This window comes from Janthinobacterium saanense (assembly GCF_014200675.1).
Taxonomy (GTDB): Bacteria; Pseudomonadota; Gammaproteobacteria; order Burkholderiales; family Burkholderiaceae_D; genus Janthinobacterium.
The window spans coordinates 1-16,336 of the sequence record NZ_JACHCI010000018.1 but is presented as its reverse complement, the minus strand read 5'-3'; the positions used below and the strand labels follow the sequence as shown (position 1 = coordinate 16,336).

Genomic DNA, 16,336 nt, shown 5'->3' with positions numbered 1-16,336 from the left:
AAGCGCCAAGGATAAACACTAAGTCATTGATTTTATTGTGGATTATGCTACTGTGCAAAATACAGGCATAGCAGCTGAGCGCCATTAGTCAATGTTGCAAAGACAAGACTTTGAAAGTTTTGCACATTTACTGTGGACAAGATTGTGTGCAAGGCGGTTGAATGAAAGTAAGCCATTGATTATAAAGGACTTGTTTTCATTGTTTAAAAAAGTGGCAGGCTACACTGATCAGCGGCGATGGCCAAGGCACAAGTTCTGCACATAATCTGTGGACAAGATTGTGCGCAAGCGCACGGATACACGCTAAGTACATTGATTTATATCGTTTTTATCTGACTGCATAAAAATAAGGCAGACCGTCATCCGCGCCCCTGCAGCACAGAAAACAGCGCTTAATCGGCATGCGGCCGGCGACTTTTCCACCGCCATGGCAGTTCCACACATAAAGTGTGGATAAGATTGTGAGCAAGCGGCTCGACTCCATGCAAGATCCTTGATTTTAAACGACTTTTTTACATTGATTAAAAATAAGGCAGACAGAGAGGCGAGCAAGAAACAGAAAACCGCGCGGAAAAACCGCGCTAGCACTAAAACGATTTAGCCAGTTTTGCACATATTCTGTGGATAAGATTGTGTGCAATACCAAGAAATAATCACAAGTCTTTGATTTATATCAGTATTTACCTCTTGCATAAAAAAAGGGCACGCCAATCAGAGGCAGGCAGCGGAGGCACTCGCCGGATAAAATACCGCCAGCGCACAAGTTCTGCACATTTTTTGTGGATAAGATTGTGTGCAAGGCCATGCATGGCATACCAAGCCCTTGATTTACAATGACTTTATTTCCGTGCGTAAAAATGCAGCAAGGCAGTTTTCTGATGCTCAGACACACAGGCCAGGCCCCTCCATCGCGCGCACAAAGTTCCGCACATTTTCTGTGGATAACTTTGTGCGTAAGTGTGGACGGCATGACTGATGTGCTTGATCCTAAAGGCTTTTTTCACTATGCACGCAAATCAGGCAAGAATGAATTCACCATGAAATCAATTACTTAGAAATAGAACTTGTTGTTTTGCACGATATATGACATAAGCATGACCTCGCTGAAAATATGTGGACAGTTGCTGCCCTTCCCATTCCAGAATTGCCCTTGATGATGACTGATAACCCGACCGACAGCGGCTATGCCGCCCCGCCCGTGCTGACCGTCAGCGCACTGAACCAGGCCGTGGCGCGCCTGCTCGAGCGCTCGTTTCCCCTGACCTGGATCGCCGGCGAGATTTCCAACTTTACGCGCGCCAGTTCCGGCCACTGGTATTTCACCTTGAAGGATGACGCGGCCCAGGTGCGCGCCGTGATGTTCCGCGGTCGCGCGCAATTTGCCGGCTTCACGCCGCGCGAAGGCGATAAAGTGGAAGTGCGCGCCCTGGTCACCCTGTACGGTGCGCGTGGCGATTATCAGATCAATGTGGAAGCCATCCGCCGCGCCGGCGTGGGCGCCCTGTATGAAGCATACTTGCGCCTGAAGGAAAAACTGGCCGCGCAGGGGCTGTTCGACCCGGAACGCAAGCGCGCCCTCCCGCTGTTTGCGCGCACGGTCGGCATCGTCACCAGCCCGCAGGCGGCAGCCTTGCGCGACGTGCTGACAGCCTTGCAGCGCCGCGCGCCGCACGTGTCCATCATCTTGTATCCCACTCCCGTGCAGGGCCAGCAGGCGCCGGAAAAAATAGCCCAGGCGATCCGCACGGCGTCGCGCCGCGCCGAGTGCGACGTGCTGCTGGTCTGCCGTGGCGGCGGCAGCATCGAAGACCTGTGGTCCTTCAACGATGAAGAGGTGGCGCACGCGATTGCCGATTGTTACATGCCGGTAATTAGCGGCGTGGGCCATGAAACCGATTTCACCATCGCCGATTTCGCCGCCGACTTGCGCGCCGCCACGCCGACGGCGGCAGCCGAACTGGCCGTCACGCCACGCGCCGACTGGATGAATTCCCTGCGTGCCGATGCGAGCGATTTACGCCGCGCCATGCGCCGCAGCCTCGACGATGCGGCGCAGACGCTGGACCGCCACAGCCGCCGCCTGCTCAACCCGGCCGCGCAAATCGGCCAGCAGCGCCTGAAGCTGCTGGCCCTGTCGACCGCCATGACGCATGCCACGCGCGCGCCCTTGAACCAGTCGCGCCATGCGCTGGAACGCTTGCGCGACCGCTGGGCGGTGCAGCGCCCGGAAGTGAGCTTGCTGCGCGCACGCCTGCACGAGACCCAGCGCCGCAGCGGCGCGGCAATCATGCAAGGCTTGCTGCAGCGGCGCCACAGCCTGGCAGCGCTGACGTCACAGCTGGAACTGCTGAACCCGCAGCGCACTTTGGCACGCGGCTACGCCATCGTGCGCGATGAAAAAGGCGTGATTCTGCGCTCGCCCGCCCAATTAAAAGCCAGGCAAAACCTCGAGGTAAGGCTGGCTGAAGGCAGCGCGCAGATCGGCATTGCCACTGTGCAAGCCACACTGGACTGAGTCCGCTGGCAATACTCTGCCGGCAATAATTGCCGCACGTAAAATAGCGCACGGAAGCAGCATCGCGCCATCCGCTTTACAATCATGGCTCGTTCAGCAAGAATACTTGACTCGACAATCTGGCCGGCGGCCAGATTCACGCGACCATTCACATAAAAGGACATCACATGGAACATACTCTGCCACCACTGCCATACGCAATGGACGCCCTGGCGCCACACATTTCCAAAGAAACGCTGGAATACCACTACGCCAAGCATCACCAGGCTTATGTGACGAACCTGAACAACCTGATCAAGGGTACCGAGTTCGAAGAGCTGTCGCTGGAAGAAATCATCAAGAAATCGTCGGGCGGCATCTTCAACAACGCAGCGCAAGTGTGGAACCACACCTTCTACTGGAATGGCCTGAAGCCAGCGGGCGGCGGCGCACCTACCGGCGCCGTGGCTGACGCAATCAACGCCAAATGGTCGTCGTTCGACAAATTCAAGGAAGAATTCACCAAGTCCTGCGTCGGCAACTTCGGTTCCGGCTGGACCTGGCTGGTGCAAAAAGCCGACGGCTCGGTTGACATCGTCAACACCTCGAACGCTGGCTGCCCACTGACCACCGGCGACAAGCCACTGCTGACCTGCGACGTGTGGGAACATGCTTACTACATCGACTACCGCAACCTGCGCGCCAAGTACGTGGAAACGTTCTGGGGCCTGGTCAACTGGGAATTCGTTGCCAAGAACTTCGCGTAAGCGTCGTTCCTGTTGTCGATTAAAAATAGAATCTGACAAATTAAATAAAATCTGACAAATCAAATAAAGTTTGACAAATTTTTGTCTAGTTCTTAAAAGGAAGTCTTTGCCTGATGGTAATGACTTCCTTTTTTATTTCATGGCGCATAAGGAAGATGCTGTTACTTGGTGGAATGCTACTGGACGGCAATATGGCGCTAGAGCACCTGAAGTACGTGCTTGGATGCTGGATTAAAAAAATTATGTATTGGAGTCAAGATCAATCACACGACTCTAGACAACTAGGGAGTGTACGTAGCTATCTCTGGCTATAAACAGCATCTCATTTAGTTTCTCGGAATCGCCACCCATTGGCTTAGTTTCTCGGAATCGCCACCCATTGGCCCGACGAAAAAATCACACCCGAGAGGCAATGCGCCCAAGCCAGCGGTGGAAACCCACCCTGGCCTCTGAAAAATAGTTGTTGCATATCGACATTTTCCACGTTCTTGCCAGATTCCAAATCACTATCTGTGCACACCAATCACCGGATAGTACGACGGCCAAGAGGTACCAGTTATTTCAGTTATCGAGCGCAAATGGCAAGTGGCCATCGTCGGCGTGCTGGGCGCCGTGTTCGGTTTGCTGTTCGCCCGGCAAGACAGCGCGGCCATGTGGATACTGTTTGGCGTGCTGCTGACCATCGCCATCGAAATCAAGTCGACCGCCGCGCACACCTACCGCAGCGAATTGTTTCCCACCCATCTGCGCGCCAAGGCGGTGGGGCTGATCTACTCGTTCAGCCGCCTGGCGGGCGCGGCCAGCAGCTATGTGATCGCCTTCGTGCTGCTGCGTTCGGGCGTGCCGGGCGTGTTCGCCGTCATCATCGCCCTGCTGCTGCTGAGCGTGGCCGTGGTATTGCGCTACGGCCCGAAAACGCGTGGCTTGTCCTACGAGGAAATCACGGATGACTTGCCGGCCGCAAACGCGGCAAAGGAGGGTGTCAAGGCCAGATAAAAAACAAGTCTCCGGGCACGCAGCGCTTGCCCGGAGCAAACGAACAGGGGTGGAAAGCGATATTGTTATACGATATGCAAAATTTGATGGCCAAGCGGCTGCTGTCATCAAAGCTGCTTTCATCAACACCCTGAGAGAGAAATGAAAAAACTCATCCTCGCCCTGCTCGTCTTTTCTTCCGGCGCTGCCATGGCCAATTCTGCCTGCGACAGACCCAAGAACGATTTCGACGGCCTGTATTGCCTGAACAAGGTCTATCAGGAAGCCGATAAAGAGCTCAATGAAAACTACAAAAAGCTCAGCGCCAAGCTGGATAATGCTGGTAAACAAGCATTGAAATCCGGTCAATTATCCTGGATCAGCGCACGCAACCAAAGCTGCTCGAAAAGCGACGCAGGCGGTTTTTATGTGAACCTCGATTGCGCCACCACGACCACCATCACACGCTCGCAATTCCTGCAAGACCGCGTGCGCGAATGCGCCAGCTCGGGCTGCCTGAACAGCAAGCTGTGATTGTCAAACACCGGCAAATACTGGCAAACATGATCTGACGCAAAGGCGCCATACCTGGATCACGCTATATTATTTTTCCTCAATTCCAGTAAGGAGTTGTGTCCATGGCCACACTAACCGAATTAGCTCTCACGCACTGGGAAGACAGTTGCAGTGCAGAACAGCAAAACACAGCACTACAGGCACTGGAAGACGGTCATGTCGTACTGCTTCCCCAGTTAAGCTTTGATATGCAGCAAGAAGCAAGCTTGCTGAACGACATCAGCACGATGTCCGGCAAGACCAAGAGTATCAGCTGGGACGCCGCACGCGGCGTGCGCGGCCAGGGCGACGCCTATGACGCCGGTCTGCTGGCGAGCATGCTGGAGCGCTACGCAGTGCAAACGCGCACCCTGCTATCGAATCTGCTACCCACTTATGCCTCGCAACTGCAACAAGGCAATACCAGCTTTCGCCCGGCGGAAATCGCCGGCCGCAGCATGTCCTGGCGCAAGGACGATACGCGCTTGCATGTCGACAGCTTTCCGTCTTCGCCCACGCATGGCAAACGCATCTTGCGCGTGTTTAGCAATATCAATCCGCATGGCGCGCCGCGCGTGTGGAAACTGGGCGCACCATTCAGCCAGGTGGCGCAGCACTTCCTGCCCGCCATGCCCAAGCCCAGCGCCGCCACGGCAGCGCTGCTGCGCTGGATCAAGGTAACCAAAAGCTTGCGCACGCCTTACGATCATTACATGCTGCAACTGCACGACCGCATGAAGGCCGACCTGGCTTACCAGGCACAGGTGGAACAATACACGCATGCGTTCGCGCCGGGGCAAACCTGGATGGTGTACACCGACCTGGTGTCGCACGCGGCCCTGCGCGGCCAGCATGCGCTGGAACAGACTTGGCTGCTGCCGGTGGCCGCGATGGGCGACCCAGCCAAGTCACCGCTCGCCATCCTGGAAAACCAGCTGGGCCGCAGCCTGGTGTAGCCGTTTTCTTCAAGGTCAGACGGGCAGAGCTGTCTTTACCAGGCGCCGCCAGGCCTTGTCCATGCGGCGCTGGCCATCGCCTGCCTGTGCGCGGGCTGCCAGATAACCACGGATAAAGGCCGCTTGCAATTGCAGATCCGCCTGACCATTGGGCAACTCTTGCAATAGACGGTCAGCCACCCGTACGTCATTCATGGCCCCCAGCGCATCCTGCAATACCGACAGCCGCCCCACGTAGGGCCGCACCTTGCGGGTATGCAATAGCGAGGCAAAAAATTCCGTGGCGTAACGCGTCTTCTTGGCGGCGATGCGTACGCGGTGGCGCTGTTGCGGCGTGGCATGCAGCAAGCGCTTGCCACGTTTCATCAGACGGCGCTGATCGGCGCGCAAGGTACGCTGCGCAAACCCATGCACACCGGCATCGAGCCGCTGCAACTGGCGCGGCGTGCGGCTGCTGCGCCAGTCGCAGCCATGCAGCCAGCGCTGCAAACCCAGCACCAGCGCCGTGTAGCGGGTCGAAGCGACCGCCTGCGCAGCAAGTCGGTGCTTTTCCTGCGCCAGCTCCTGGGCTGCCTGCGTCAGTTGCGCCAGCGCACCGGGACCGGGACCGGGACCCGCCTCGCCCTCAAGCTGGGCCAGGGTTTGGCCTGCCAGCACATCCCAGTCGCGCGCCTCGCCCAGCGCGCCGGTGAGCCAGTCCAGCGCATCCTGCAGCTCTGCTGGCAAGGACAGCAGAGCCTTGAACATGCCCAGCGCCGAGCGCAGGCGGCGCAAGCCCACGCGCATCTGGTGCAGGCTTTCCACGTCCGCTCCCTGAATGACGCCATCCTGGTTGCCGCCCACCTGTTCCAGGCAATTGGCGGCGATGGCCTGGAAGACTTGCTCTACCGTCATCGCGGCGTCCAGCGACAAAGGCTGGGCCTTGCTGGCCTTGCGCGGCTGTGGCGCCGCCAGCCGGTAACCGCGTTCCGCCTTGCTCATATGCCCCAGCTGCAGCGGCACTTCGCGCAGCAGGAGCAGCGCCACGTCAAACAGGCTGGCCTCCTGCCCCTGCTTCAATTCCAGTTCAACTTCGCTGACGGGCACGCTGCGCTCGCCGCTCTCGATCACGCCCTGGTCCAGCACGCATTCGATATGGTCGCCCTGCGGCGTATGCAATTGCCACACCGTCCTTTCCATGCGCGTAGTAAATACTTCCTGCAAGCCAGCACGGATTTCCGGCTGGCGCAGCAGCGCACGCACGGGCTGCTTGCGGCCGATGGCTGCGTCCAGCGCATCGAGGTCGGGCGCAGGGCTGGCCAGCTCGCTTTCCCATTCGTGACGGCTGTGCAGGCCGCCGCTCACCTGGCCACCAGCCTTCAGCGTCTGCACCCAGCGTCCATCGACCTGGCGCACGCGTAAACCTGCCTGGTGGCGGCACAGTTGCAAATCCGGCGTATCGACGTAGATGTCGTACATGGCAAGTAACTGTGGCGCCGGCGCCAGCAGCGGGTGTGCGCGCAGCAGCGGCACATCTTCTGGCGCCAGCAGCAGTTTCAATTCGATTTCCATGATTGCTCCTCGTGAGACTCTTGTAGCGCCATTGTAAAGCGCACGCAGACTGTGATTTTGCGCCACAATAGGCGATACACCGATTTAAATTATGGAGACAACATGACCTATCACGCCGCCGACAATCGCTATGACACCATGCAATACCGCACGTGCGGACGCAGCGGGCTGAAACTGCCGCTACTATCGCTGGGTCTGTGGCACAACTTTGGCGACAGCAACAGCCTCGATGCGCAGCGCGACATGCTGCGCACGGCTTTCGACCTGGGCATCACGCATTTCGACCTGGCCAATAACTATGGGCCACCTTATGGCAGCGCGGAAAGCAATTTCGGCAAGCTGCTGCGCGACGATTTCCTGCCCTACCGCGATGAACTGATCATTTCCACCAAGGCCGGCTGGGATATGTGGCCGGGCCCGTATGGCCAGGGCGGCGGTTCGCGCAAATACGTGCTGGCCAGCCTCGATCAAAGCCTGCAGCGCCTGGGCCTCGATTATGTCGATATTTTCTATTCGCACCGCTACGACGCCGACACGCCGCTGGAAGAAACCATGGGTGCGCTGGCCACGGCCGTGCAGCAAGGCAAGGCGCTGTATGTGGGCCTGTCGTCGTATTCGCCGCAAAAGACGGCCGAAGCGGCCAAGCTGCTGCGTGACTGGAAAGTGCCTTGTTTGATACACCAGCCTTCCTACAATCTGCTCAACCGCTGGATCGAGGAAGATGGCTTGCTCGACACCTTGCAGGATGAAGGCATGGGTTGCATCACATTCACGGCGCTGGCGCAAGGCTTGCTCAGCGACAAATACCTCGATGGCGTGCCGCAAGACGCCAGGGTCAACCGTCCGGGCGGCGGCTCGCTGACCAGCAAGCACCTGAGCGCAGAAAACCTGGCCCGCGTGCGCGCCCTGAACCAGATCGCCCAGCAGCGCGGACAAACCCTGGCGCAGATGGCGCTGGCGTGGGTGCTGCGTGACGCGCGTGTGACGTCGACCCTGATCGGCGCCAGCAGCAGTGCGCAAATCCGCGAAAACGTGGCGGCGCTGCAAAACCTGAGTTTCACCGAGGCAGAGTTACGCGCCATCGACGAGCAGGCACGCGAAGGCCATATCAATCTGTGGGAAAAACCGTCGCGCGCAAAGTAAGTTTCAAGGTGGCAAGCCCGGCAGCAAGGCGCGCAATTCCTGCGCCACCTGCCGGCGCCGTTCGTGCGTGCCGTAGCGTCCCACCTCCACATGCCGGCCCCGCGCCGCGATGCGTATCAGCTGGCGCGGGCCGCGCGGCACGCTGATACGCGTGGACCACGGCTCAAAGCTGCTGCAGCGGTAGCGCCGCGCACTGACTTGCTCGACGAGCAAGACGCCATCGCACAGGGAAATCTGTTCATAATCGCGCGCATGGCGCTGGTAATACAGCAGCGCGGCGGCGACCGCGCTCAGTTCCAGCATGGAAAACAGGGAAATGTACCAGTAGCCGCGCAAGGCGAAAGCAAGGGCAACGCTGGTGGAAAAGAAACATAGCAAGCCATAGGCGCGCAGCAACTGGCGCACCGTCAAGGCGCTGTGACGGCTAAACAGCCATACAGCTTGTTCTCTTGAGCAATCGCGTGGCATGGCGCCTCCGGCAATAAACTCCTACATCGAACGGCATGCAGCGCTATCAGCTCCCCAGATGCACCAGGGCATGGCCCACATGCTGCCACCAGTGCTGGCGGGACTTCACCTGCGCCAGACAGCCCATATCCAGTTCGGTGGGAAATATGCGATCCTGGCAAGCCTTGGTCTGCAAGGCGTAACGCTGGTTTTCCGCCGCCGACAGGGCCAGCACCAGCCAGAATGTCAGCGCCAGCAAGACCACCAAGATGCTCCAAGGCAAATGCCTGGTGGTACTTTTCTCACCAAAAAACTCGCGCGAGCGCGAGCCCTCGAACATCGACATCAAGCCTTTTTCTTTTTCGTCCGTCATCTGCGCTTACATCCTCTTCAACAATATTGCCCTGCTGGCCATGGCGGCCTGCTGCCGCCCGGTCGTCATTTTACGCTGACGCTCCCGCCCTTACCTGAAAATCATCCTACGCCGCCGCGCCGGAGTACGGCGCACGGCTGCGAGGCATTGCTCTGCGTAAAAATGTGGCAATGCACAATTGCTTACAAATACTTACTTCACAAATGTACTATTCATTGATATAGTTCACTCAAGTAAGCACGCTTCCCATCAAGAAACATGCTTCATCGGCAGGCAACACCCATCAGCCAGCCTTGCCGAACCGACCGGTATGTGGCGATCCGGCCCATCCACCCAGCCACTTAGCTCTAGGAGTTTCATCATGCAAGCCAAGTCAGTTTTAGCCGCATTGTTTGCCATCACCGCCGCCAGCTCGGCGTTTGCCCAAAGCGCTCCTGCGCCGAAAACCGTCAGCGACAGCCAGGCACAATACATCCGTGCCCGCGACGCCGGCGAAATCCCGACCAGCGTGGCCGCCTACCCTGCCACCCCAGCCGCCGCTCCCAGCACAGTGACGCGCGAGCAAGTCATGGCCGAGTTCTACGCCGCCCGCAAGGCTGGCCAGATCCCGCAAACGGAAGCCGATTTTGATGTAGCCCAAACCCGTCATCAAGTCGCCAAATAAGCCAGCAAGCCTGTCAAGCGAGCCAGTCAGCGGGCGCACTTGACCCAATAGCGCAGTTGCGGCGCAGCAGCATTCGGGCCACTCCCGACGCTCACCGCGACCCGCCACACTTACCTTTATTCCACGCCACCGACCCCGACCCTGTCCTGGAGTTTCCTCTGGAGTTAGCCATGTCCTTGCACCGCCGTTTCCTTGCCGCCAGCCTGACCCTTGCCTTGAGCGCTTGCGCCGACATGGGCCATATCGCGCCGCAATCGGCCATGCTGGACCCGAACAGCCTGCAAGCAGGCAAAGCCATCGACGACGCCAGCGCCGCCGCCATCGCCTGGCCGCGCGCCTTATGGTGGCAAGATTTGCAAGACCCCCAATTAAATCAGTTGATGCAGCAGGCGCTGACGGGCAGCCCCACCCTGCGCGGCGCCCAGGCGCGCGTGCGCCAGGCTGAAGCGCTGGCCGGCGCGGCCGAGGAAAAAACCCGTCCGCAAGGCCAGGCTGATGTGTCGATTAACCGTGAACTGTATGCCACCAATGGCACGACGCCCCCGCCGCTGGCCGGCAATTACGCCTGGCGCAACCAGGCCACCGTGAGCGCCTCGTACGACCTGGACCTGTGGGGCCATAACCGCGCCGCGCTGGCCGCCGCGCTGGGCGACGTGCAACTGGCGTCGGCCGAATCGCAGATGGCCCGCCTGACCCTGGAAACAGCGCTGGTGCGCACCTATATCCAGCTGTCCTATCAATTCACCTTGCAAGATGTGATCGAACGCAGCCTGGCGCAGCGCGCGCACATTCTCGACATCACCCAGCGCCGCCAGCAAGCCGGCATCGGCACCGACGTGGATGTGGCGCAGATCGAAACCACCTTGCCGGCCGGACGCCGCCAGCTGGAACAATCGACCGAAACACTGGCCCTGCTGCGCAACCAGCTGGCCGCGCTGTCAGGCAAGGGACCGGCCGCCGGCGCCGCCTTGACACGCCCGGTGCTGCGCCTGGACCGTCCGCTGGCCATCCCCAAGGCCCTGCCTGCCGACCTGATCGGCCGCCGCCCCGACATCGCCGCCCAGCGCTGGCGAGTCGAAGCTGCCGCCCGCCGCATCGATGCGGCCAAGGCCGAGTTTTATCCCAATGTGAACCTGGTCGCGTTTGCTGGTTTGCAATCGTTTGGCTTTAGCCAGTTTTTGGAAGGCAATTCGCAAATTCGCGGCGTGACGCCCGCCTTGAGCCTGCCGATCTTTGCCGGCGCCCGCCTGCGCGCCCAGCTGGGCAACCAGACAGCCATTTACGACGGGGCCGTGGAGCAATACAACGCCACCGTGATCCAGGCCATGTCGGACGTGGCCAACGCCGTCACCAGCGCCCAGTCGCTGCAAAAGCAGAACGCACTGACGCGGCAGGCGCTGGCCACGGCGCAGCGCACGCGCGACCTGGCCGAAAAAGCCTACAAGGCCGGCATGAGCGACGCCATCAATATGCTCAATGCACAAGTGGCCCTGCTGGCGGAAGACCAGCAGCAGGCGCAGAACGGCGCGCGTGAACTGGACTTGTACGTTTCCCTGATGAATGCACTGGGTGGCGGTATCGAGACGCATATTGCCGACGGTCAACAAGCTGATCAACAGGCTGCGCAACACGATACAATTAACGCTTTATCTACAGTGAAGGAATGAGATGATTGCTTTTGACGCCACCTCCAGGCGCCTGCAGACTATCAGCACGCGCATGCCAGGCTTTCCGCTGGAGCTGATGCGTTTGTTGCGCATGACCTACAACATTCAAAAAGGCATGAAGGATCTGACCAATGCCGCGCTGAAAAAGCATGACCTGGTCGACGCCAGCTATATGGTGCTGGCCGTGCTGTATGGCACGGACGGTGAAACCTCGAACGCCTGCACCCTGGGCCTGGCCTCGCATGAAAAACCGGCCAACCTGACGCGCGTGTGCAACGACCTGGAAAGCCGTGGCCTGATTCATCGCGGCACGCGCCCTGGCGACCGCCGCTCGGTGATGATCTCGCTGACCGACAAGGGCCGCGAACTGATCGAAAAAGCCCTGCCCGACGTCTACAAGGAAACCGCCTTGCTGTATGCCGACTTTACGGAAGAAGAGCTGCAAGTGCTCGACAAAATGTATATGCGCCAATTGCGCAACCTCAATATCCTCAATAGCCAGAACTGACAGACACTGCACCGATGACGCCAGCCTCCGCACCACTCCCCCTGCCCGGCCCCTTGCGCCAGGCTGCCCGCTGGCTGGCGCAGGCGCTGACAGACTGGCGCGCGACCGAAGGCGAACGCTGGATCTTCGTTTTCAAGACCCTGGTCGCCGCCTTCTGCGCGCTGTGGCTGGCCTACCGCCTGGGCCTCGATTCGCCCAGCACGGCGATGACCACCACCATCATCCTGGCCCTGCCCAGCAGCGGCATGGTGCTGGAAAAAAGCCTGTACCGCCTGGGCGGCACCCTGCTCGGCTGCCTGGCGGCGCTGACCCTGATCGGCCTGTTCCCGCAGCAGCCGGTGCTGCTGTATGCCGGCCTGGCCCTGTGGGTGGGCCTGTGCACCAGCGGCGCCACCCTGTACCGCAACGCCCAGTCCTATGTGTATGTGCTGTCCGGCTACACGGCGTGCATCATCGCGTTGCCGGCCATCGACCAGCCCACGCAAGTGTTTGCACTGACCGTCACGCGGGCGGCCGAAGTCGGCCTGGGCATCATCTGCTCGGCCGCCATTTCCAGCGTGCTGCTGCCGCGCCACCAGGGCACGCAAGTGATGCGCACGGTCGACGCGCGCTACGGCAAATTCCTGGCCTTTTGCCAGGACGTGCTGCAGCAAAAGCTGACTCCGGCCCAGGTCGAAGTGACGCATCTGCAATTTGCCGCCGACGTGGCGGCGCTGGAACATGGCCGCTCGGCCGCGCTGTTTGAATTGAGCGAGGCGGTCAGCCACGCACGCGGGCAAAACCGCAAGCTGCATGCTTTCAATGCCTCGTTCATGACGGCGCTGACCACTTTCTATACCTTTCACCGCCTGTACGAACGCATGCGCCGCGAAGATGAGTCACCGGTGATGCAGGCCTGCGCGCCGCTGTACGCCATCGTCGCCGAAGCGCTGCAGGCGACACCGTCGCAAGAGTCGCTCGACACCATGCAGCTGCACCTGCAGGCGGCGCTGGCCGAGGCGCGCCAGCAGATCCAGGCGGCAGACATCGCGCATGCGCAGCGCATCGATTTCGACACTGCCTGCGAATTGCTGGAACGCTTTGCACGCGACATGAGCCGCTTTCACGCTGTGTATTTCAGCCTGCGCCACGGCACGGCGCTGACCATCACCGCGCCACAAGCCTATGCGCCCAAGACGCCGCCCGCGCTGGTGATCGCCAGCGGCGTGCGCGCCGCGCTCAACGTGGGCCTGCTGGCGCTGGGCGCCTATTTCCTGGCTTGGCCGCAAGCCGGTGTCGCCATGCTGATGGCGATCGTCTTTTGCGCGCTGTCCGCCTCGTCGCCGCGCCCGATCGCCATGGTGCGCGGTGTGCTGATCGGCTTCGTGATCGGTTTTCCCCTGGCCTTTATCTGCCTGTACTTCCTGCTGGTGCATGCCGACGGTTTTCCCATGCTGATGCTCAGCTTTGCGCCCTTCCTCGCCGTCGGCCTGTATTTGCTGACGAACCCGGCCAAGGCCGGCATCGGCCTGGGCCTGGCCATCTTCATCACGCAGGTAGCGCCGACCAATGTGCTGCACCTCGATGCCACCGGCTTCCTCAATACCAGCATCGCGCTGATCGCCGGCCTGATCCTGGCGCTGGTGGTGTCGGCCGTGATCCTGCCCGAACACACCATGGGCAATAAAGACCATGTGGGCCGCGCCCTGTGGCGCGAAACCCTGCGCGCCTGTACCGCGTCCGCCCGCCAGCTGCGCCTGTTCGGCCAGCACCGCTTCGACAACCGCATGCGCGATCTGCTGAGCCAACTCAATGCGGCGGCCGGTCCCACCCCTGACGAAGAGACGCGCGCCGTGGTGCGCCAGGCCTTGACCTTGCTGGAAATCGGCCACTCGGTACTCGAACTGCGCGACCTGATCGCCACCTCCAGCGCCGGCGCCACCGACCAGGCGGTGCAGGCACTGCAGCACTGCGTGGACAGCATCACCGGCTGGCTGCGCACGCACAGCGAAACAGACCGGCAAACGGCGCTGGCCGCCATCCTGCACGCGGGCAGCGCGGTGCGCGGTGCGCAAGCGACGTGTCCGCCGGAACGGGCCGTGCGCCTGCAGACGGCGCTGGCCGACCTGCACTCGATTTACACTTCATTACTCGACAATATGGCGCAAGACGCCGGAGACCCTCATGCCGCGTGAATTCGCCTTTTTCGGGATTCTGATTCCCACCCTGCTGCCGCTATTTTTCCTCAGTATCGCCCTGCAGGCGGTGCTCGACGCTTTTCTGGGCTGGCTGGGCTTCTACCGCATGGTCTGGCATCCATCGCTGGTGCGGCTATGCATCTTCGTCGCCATCTTTGGCGCGCTGACCTTGTCGATCTATAAATAATCATTCAATCTGTACATAAGAGATGCTGTCATGATAAACAAACTGACCCGCTATGCCATCACCCTGCTGCTCCTGGCCGCCGCCGTCTGGATAGGCAAGACCGTCTGGGACCGCTACATGGAATCGCCATGGACGCGCGATGGACATATCAAGGCCGATATCGTCAACATCAGCGCCGACGTGGCCGGCACCGTCACGGACGTGATGGTGCGCGATAACCAGGTGGTGCAGAAAGGCGACGTGCTGTTCATCGTCGACAAGGAACGCTATGCCAGCGCGCTGGCCCAGGCCGACGCCGTGCTGGCCGCGCAAAAGACCGAGCAAGGCCGCCGCGGCAAGGAAGCCCAGCGCCGCGCCAGCCTCGACGACAGCATCGTCTCGGCCGAAAACCGCGAAACGGCCAGCTACGCCGCCACCTCGGCCGGCGCACAGGTACGCGCTGCGCTGGCCGCCCGCGAGCTGGCGCAACTGAACCTGGAGCGCACCGTGGTGCGCGCGCCCGTCAGCGGCTATGTCACCAACCTGAATGTGCACAAGGGCGATTTCGCCGCCGTGGGCGCGCCCAAGCTGGCCATCATCGACAGCGCGTCCTATTATGTGGTCGGCTATTTCGAAGAGACCAAGCTTCCCTTGCTGGCGCAGGGCGACCAGGCGGAAATGACGCTGATGAGCGGCGGCATTCTGCGCGGCCATATTGAAAGCATCGCACGCGGCATCACCGACCGCGACGCCGCCACCGGCCACGAACTGCTGGCCGACGTGAACCCGACCTTCAACTGGGTGCGCCTGGCACAGCGCATCCCCGTGCGCATCCAGATCGACCAGCAGGCCAAGGACCAGGTGCTGGTGGCCGGCACCACCTGCACCGTGGTGATCACGCCGCGCTCGGCGCCAGCCAAGGCGGCGCCGGCAAAACCGGCAGCGCCAGCAACTTCAGCAACCACAGCGCCCAAGGCTTGATCAGCGCCCGCCGGCCACGTCGAGGATGCTGCCCGTGATGTAGCTGGCGCCCGGCCCCAGCAAGTACAAAATAGCCTCGGCCACTTCTTCGGGCTGGCCGCCGCGCTGCATCGGCACGCCCGCTTCCAGGCGGGCCACCCTTCCCGGCTCGCCGCCCGAAGCGTGTATGTCCGTGTAGATCAAGCCGGGCCGCACGCCATTGACGCGGATGCCCTCGGCCGCCACCTCTTTCGCCAGGCCGATAGTCAGGGTGTCCACCGCGCCTTTTGATGCGGCGTAATCGATGTATTCGCCGGCGGAACCGATGCGCGCGGCCACCGACGAGACGTTCACTATTCTGCCGCCCTGGCCGCCCGTGGCCGTCGACATGCGCCGCACCGCTTGCTGGCAGCACAGGAAGTAACTGATCACATTGGTGCGCAGCACGCGCTCCAGGCGCTGCACGGAAATATCGCTTAGGCGGCACTTCTGTTCCAGCACGCCGACATTGTTGACCAGCGCCGTCAGCGTCCCCAGGCGCGCATCGACTTCTGCAAACAAACGTTCCACATCGGCCTCCTGGCTGACATCGGCCTGCACCGCGATCGCCTCGCCCCCTGCTGCATTGACGCGCGAGGACAAAGCTTCGGCCGCCTGCGCATCGCGCACATAATTGATGCACACGGCATAGCCCTGATCCGCCGCCAGCAAGGCCGTCGCCGCCCCGATGCCACGGCTGCTACCCGTAATCAAAATCACTTCTTTCATCGCCCCTCCTTGTGGTGTTATGCAGCCATCATACGCGCATGCTCCAGACGTAAAAAAACCCGCACAAGGCGGTAATGCCGTTCACTTAAGCAGGTTTTCGTAGAACGCGAGTGGCATAGCGCTGAGGTTTTGCCTTGACGGCCCGGTCGAATTTTCGATCGGGCC

16 protein-coding genes are annotated in these 16,336 nt (G+C 60.6%); 12 read left to right on the top strand and 4 right to left on the bottom strand.

From position 1 onward, the window contains the following. Positions 1-1,153 precede the first annotated feature (1,153 nt). The 5 genes from xseA to HDE72_RS21005 all read left to right on the top strand — a co-directional run bounded on the left by xseA (position 1,154) and on the right by HDE72_RS21005 (position 5,747). Positions 1,154-2,515: an exodeoxyribonuclease VII large subunit gene (gene xseA / locus HDE72_RS21025; protein ID WP_183745094.1), complete on the top strand. Its 1,362-nt coding sequence runs from the start codon at positions 1,154-1,156 to the stop codon at positions 2,513-2,515. A 167-nt stretch (positions 2,516-2,682) separates the two neighbouring features. Next, on the top strand, positions 2,683-3,261 hold the full coding sequence (sodB, locus tag HDE72_RS21020) for a superoxide dismutase [Fe] (protein ID WP_183745091.1): 579 nt from the start codon (positions 2,683-2,685) through the stop codon (positions 3,259-3,261). A gap of 558 nt (positions 3,262-3,819) precedes the next feature. Beyond that, positions 3,820-4,257 (top strand): MFS transporter, encoded by a 438-nt coding sequence (locus HDE72_RS21015; protein WP_311735267.1) that lies wholly within the window; start codon positions 3,820-3,822, stop codon positions 4,255-4,257. Positions 4,258-4,398: 141 nt separating this feature from the next. Further along, positions 4,399-4,770, top strand: a complete 372-nt coding sequence (locus HDE72_RS21010; protein ID WP_183745084.1) for a lysozyme inhibitor LprI family protein — start codon at positions 4,399-4,401, stop codon at positions 4,768-4,770. 104 nt (positions 4,771-4,874) lie between these two features. Continuing rightward, on the top strand, positions 4,875-5,747 hold the full coding sequence (locus HDE72_RS21005) for a Kdo hydroxylase family protein (protein ID WP_183745081.1): 873 nt from the start codon (positions 4,875-4,877) through the stop codon (positions 5,745-5,747). A gap of 15 nt (positions 5,748-5,762) precedes the next feature. On the opposite strand, the gene HDE72_RS21000 is transcribed toward HDE72_RS21005, so the two are convergent. Continuing rightward, a complete protein-coding gene (locus tag HDE72_RS21000; RefSeq protein WP_183745078.1) occupies positions 5,763-7,298 on the bottom strand; it encodes a CYTH and CHAD domain-containing protein in 1,536 nt (511 codons plus the stop codon). A 102-nt stretch (positions 7,299-7,400) separates the two neighbouring features. On the opposite strand from HDE72_RS21000, the gene mgrA reads away from it, so the two are divergent. After that, the gene (mgrA, locus tag HDE72_RS20995; protein WP_183745075.1) at positions 7,401-8,441 is read left to right on the top strand and encodes an L-glyceraldehyde 3-phosphate reductase; all 1,041 of its coding nucleotides are present in this window, start codon (positions 7,401-7,403) and stop codon (positions 8,439-8,441) included. Positions 8,442-8,444: 3 nt separating this feature from the next. Here the strand turns inward: mgrA and HDE72_RS20990 are convergent, their stop codons facing one another. Together HDE72_RS20990 and HDE72_RS20985 are read right to left on the bottom strand one after the other, a co-directional pair. Then, positions 8,445-8,909: a DUF2244 domain-containing protein gene (locus tag HDE72_RS20990; protein ID WP_183745072.1), complete on the bottom strand. Its 465-nt coding sequence runs from the start codon at positions 8,907-8,909 to the stop codon at positions 8,445-8,447. Positions 8,910-8,955: 46 nt separating this feature from the next. Beyond that, positions 8,956-9,261 carry a hypothetical protein gene (locus HDE72_RS20985; RefSeq protein ID WP_260176840.1) on the bottom strand — a complete coding sequence of 102 codons (306 nt, stop codon included), beginning with the start codon at positions 9,259-9,261 and terminating at the stop codon, positions 8,956-8,958. 361 nt (positions 9,262-9,622) lie between these two features. Here HDE72_RS20985 and HDE72_RS20980 point away from each other — a divergent pair, with 361 nt between their 5' ends. The 6 genes from HDE72_RS20980 (at position 9,623) to HDE72_RS20955 (ending at position 15,424) form a co-directional block, all read left to right on the top strand. Next, positions 9,623-9,925 carry a DUF4148 domain-containing protein gene (locus HDE72_RS20980; RefSeq protein WP_183745069.1) on the top strand — a complete coding sequence of 101 codons (303 nt, stop codon included), beginning with the start codon at positions 9,623-9,625 and terminating at the stop codon, positions 9,923-9,925. 170 nt (positions 9,926-10,095) lie between these two features. Further along, a complete protein-coding gene (locus tag HDE72_RS20975; protein WP_183745066.1) occupies positions 10,096-11,592 on the top strand; it encodes an efflux transporter outer membrane subunit in 1,497 nt (498 codons plus the stop codon). A gap of 1 nt (position 11,593) precedes the next feature. Further along, positions 11,594-12,100, top strand: a complete 507-nt coding sequence (locus HDE72_RS20970) for a MarR family winged helix-turn-helix transcriptional regulator (RefSeq protein ID WP_183745063.1) — start codon at positions 11,594-11,596, stop codon at positions 12,098-12,100. A gap of 14 nt (positions 12,101-12,114) precedes the next feature. Continuing rightward, positions 12,115-14,274 (top strand): FUSC family protein, encoded by a 2,160-nt coding sequence (locus HDE72_RS20965; protein WP_260176839.1) that lies wholly within the window; start codon positions 12,115-12,117, stop codon positions 14,272-14,274. Next, positions 14,264-14,464, top strand: coding sequence for a DUF1656 domain-containing protein (locus HDE72_RS20960; protein ID WP_183745060.1), 201 nt, complete (start codon positions 14,264-14,266; stop codon positions 14,462-14,464). Before HDE72_RS20965 ends, HDE72_RS20960 begins: the two co-directional genes overlap by 11 nt. A 30-nt stretch (positions 14,465-14,494) precedes the next feature. Next, entirely contained in the window at positions 14,495-15,424 is a 930-nt protein-coding gene (locus tag HDE72_RS20955) for an efflux RND transporter periplasmic adaptor subunit (RefSeq protein ID WP_183745057.1), read from the top strand. On the opposite strand, the gene HDE72_RS20950 is transcribed toward HDE72_RS20955, so the two are convergent. Next, a complete protein-coding gene (locus HDE72_RS20950) occupies positions 15,425-16,171 on the bottom strand; it encodes an SDR family oxidoreductase (RefSeq protein WP_183745054.1) in 747 nt (248 codons plus the stop codon). Between the last annotated feature and the right edge of the window lie 165 nt (positions 16,172-16,336).

Bases quoted from the DNA above. Each gene is read 5' to 3' on its own strand.
- HDE72_RS20965 (WP_260176839.1), top strand. From the start codon at position 12,115: ATGACGCCAGCCTCCGCACCACTCCCCCTGCCCGGCCCCTTGCGCCAG.
- HDE72_RS21010 (WP_183745084.1), top strand. From the start codon at position 4,399: ATGAAAAAACTCATCCTCGCCCTGCTCGTCTTTTCTTCCGGCGCTGCC.
- sodB (WP_183745091.1), top strand. From the start codon at position 2,683: ATGGAACATACTCTGCCACCACTGCCATACGCAATGGACGCCCTGGCG.
- HDE72_RS20960 (WP_183745060.1), top strand. From the start codon at position 14,264: ATGCCGCGTGAATTCGCCTTTTTCGGGATTCTGATTCCCACCCTGCTG.
- HDE72_RS20990 (WP_183745072.1), bottom strand. From the start codon at position 8,909: ATGCCACGCGATTGCTCAAGAGAACAAGCTGTATGGCTGTTTAGCCGT.
- mgrA (WP_183745075.1), top strand. From the start codon at position 7,401: ATGACCTATCACGCCGCCGACAATCGCTATGACACCATGCAATACCGC.
- HDE72_RS20955 (WP_183745057.1), top strand. From the start codon at position 14,495: ATGATAAACAAACTGACCCGCTATGCCATCACCCTGCTGCTCCTGGCC.
- HDE72_RS20975 (WP_183745066.1), top strand. From the start codon at position 10,096: ATGTCCTTGCACCGCCGTTTCCTTGCCGCCAGCCTGACCCTTGCCTTG.
- xseA (WP_183745094.1), top strand. From the start codon at position 1,154: ATGATGACTGATAACCCGACCGACAGCGGCTATGCCGCCCCGCCCGTG.
- HDE72_RS20950 (WP_183745054.1), bottom strand. From the start codon at position 16,171: ATGAAAGAAGTGATTTTGATTACGGGTAGCAGCCGTGGCATCGGGGCG.
- HDE72_RS20980 (WP_183745069.1), top strand. From the start codon at position 9,623: ATGCAAGCCAAGTCAGTTTTAGCCGCATTGTTTGCCATCACCGCCGCC.
- HDE72_RS21000 (WP_183745078.1), bottom strand. From the start codon at position 7,298: ATGGAAATCGAATTGAAACTGCTGCTGGCGCCAGAAGATGTGCCGCTG.
- HDE72_RS20985 (WP_260176840.1), bottom strand. From the start codon at position 9,261: ATGACGGACGAAAAAGAAAAAGGCTTGATGTCGATGTTCGAGGGCTCG.
- HDE72_RS20970 (WP_183745063.1), top strand. From the start codon at position 11,594: ATGATTGCTTTTGACGCCACCTCCAGGCGCCTGCAGACTATCAGCACG.
- HDE72_RS21005 (WP_183745081.1), top strand. From the start codon at position 4,875: ATGGCCACACTAACCGAATTAGCTCTCACGCACTGGGAAGACAGTTGC.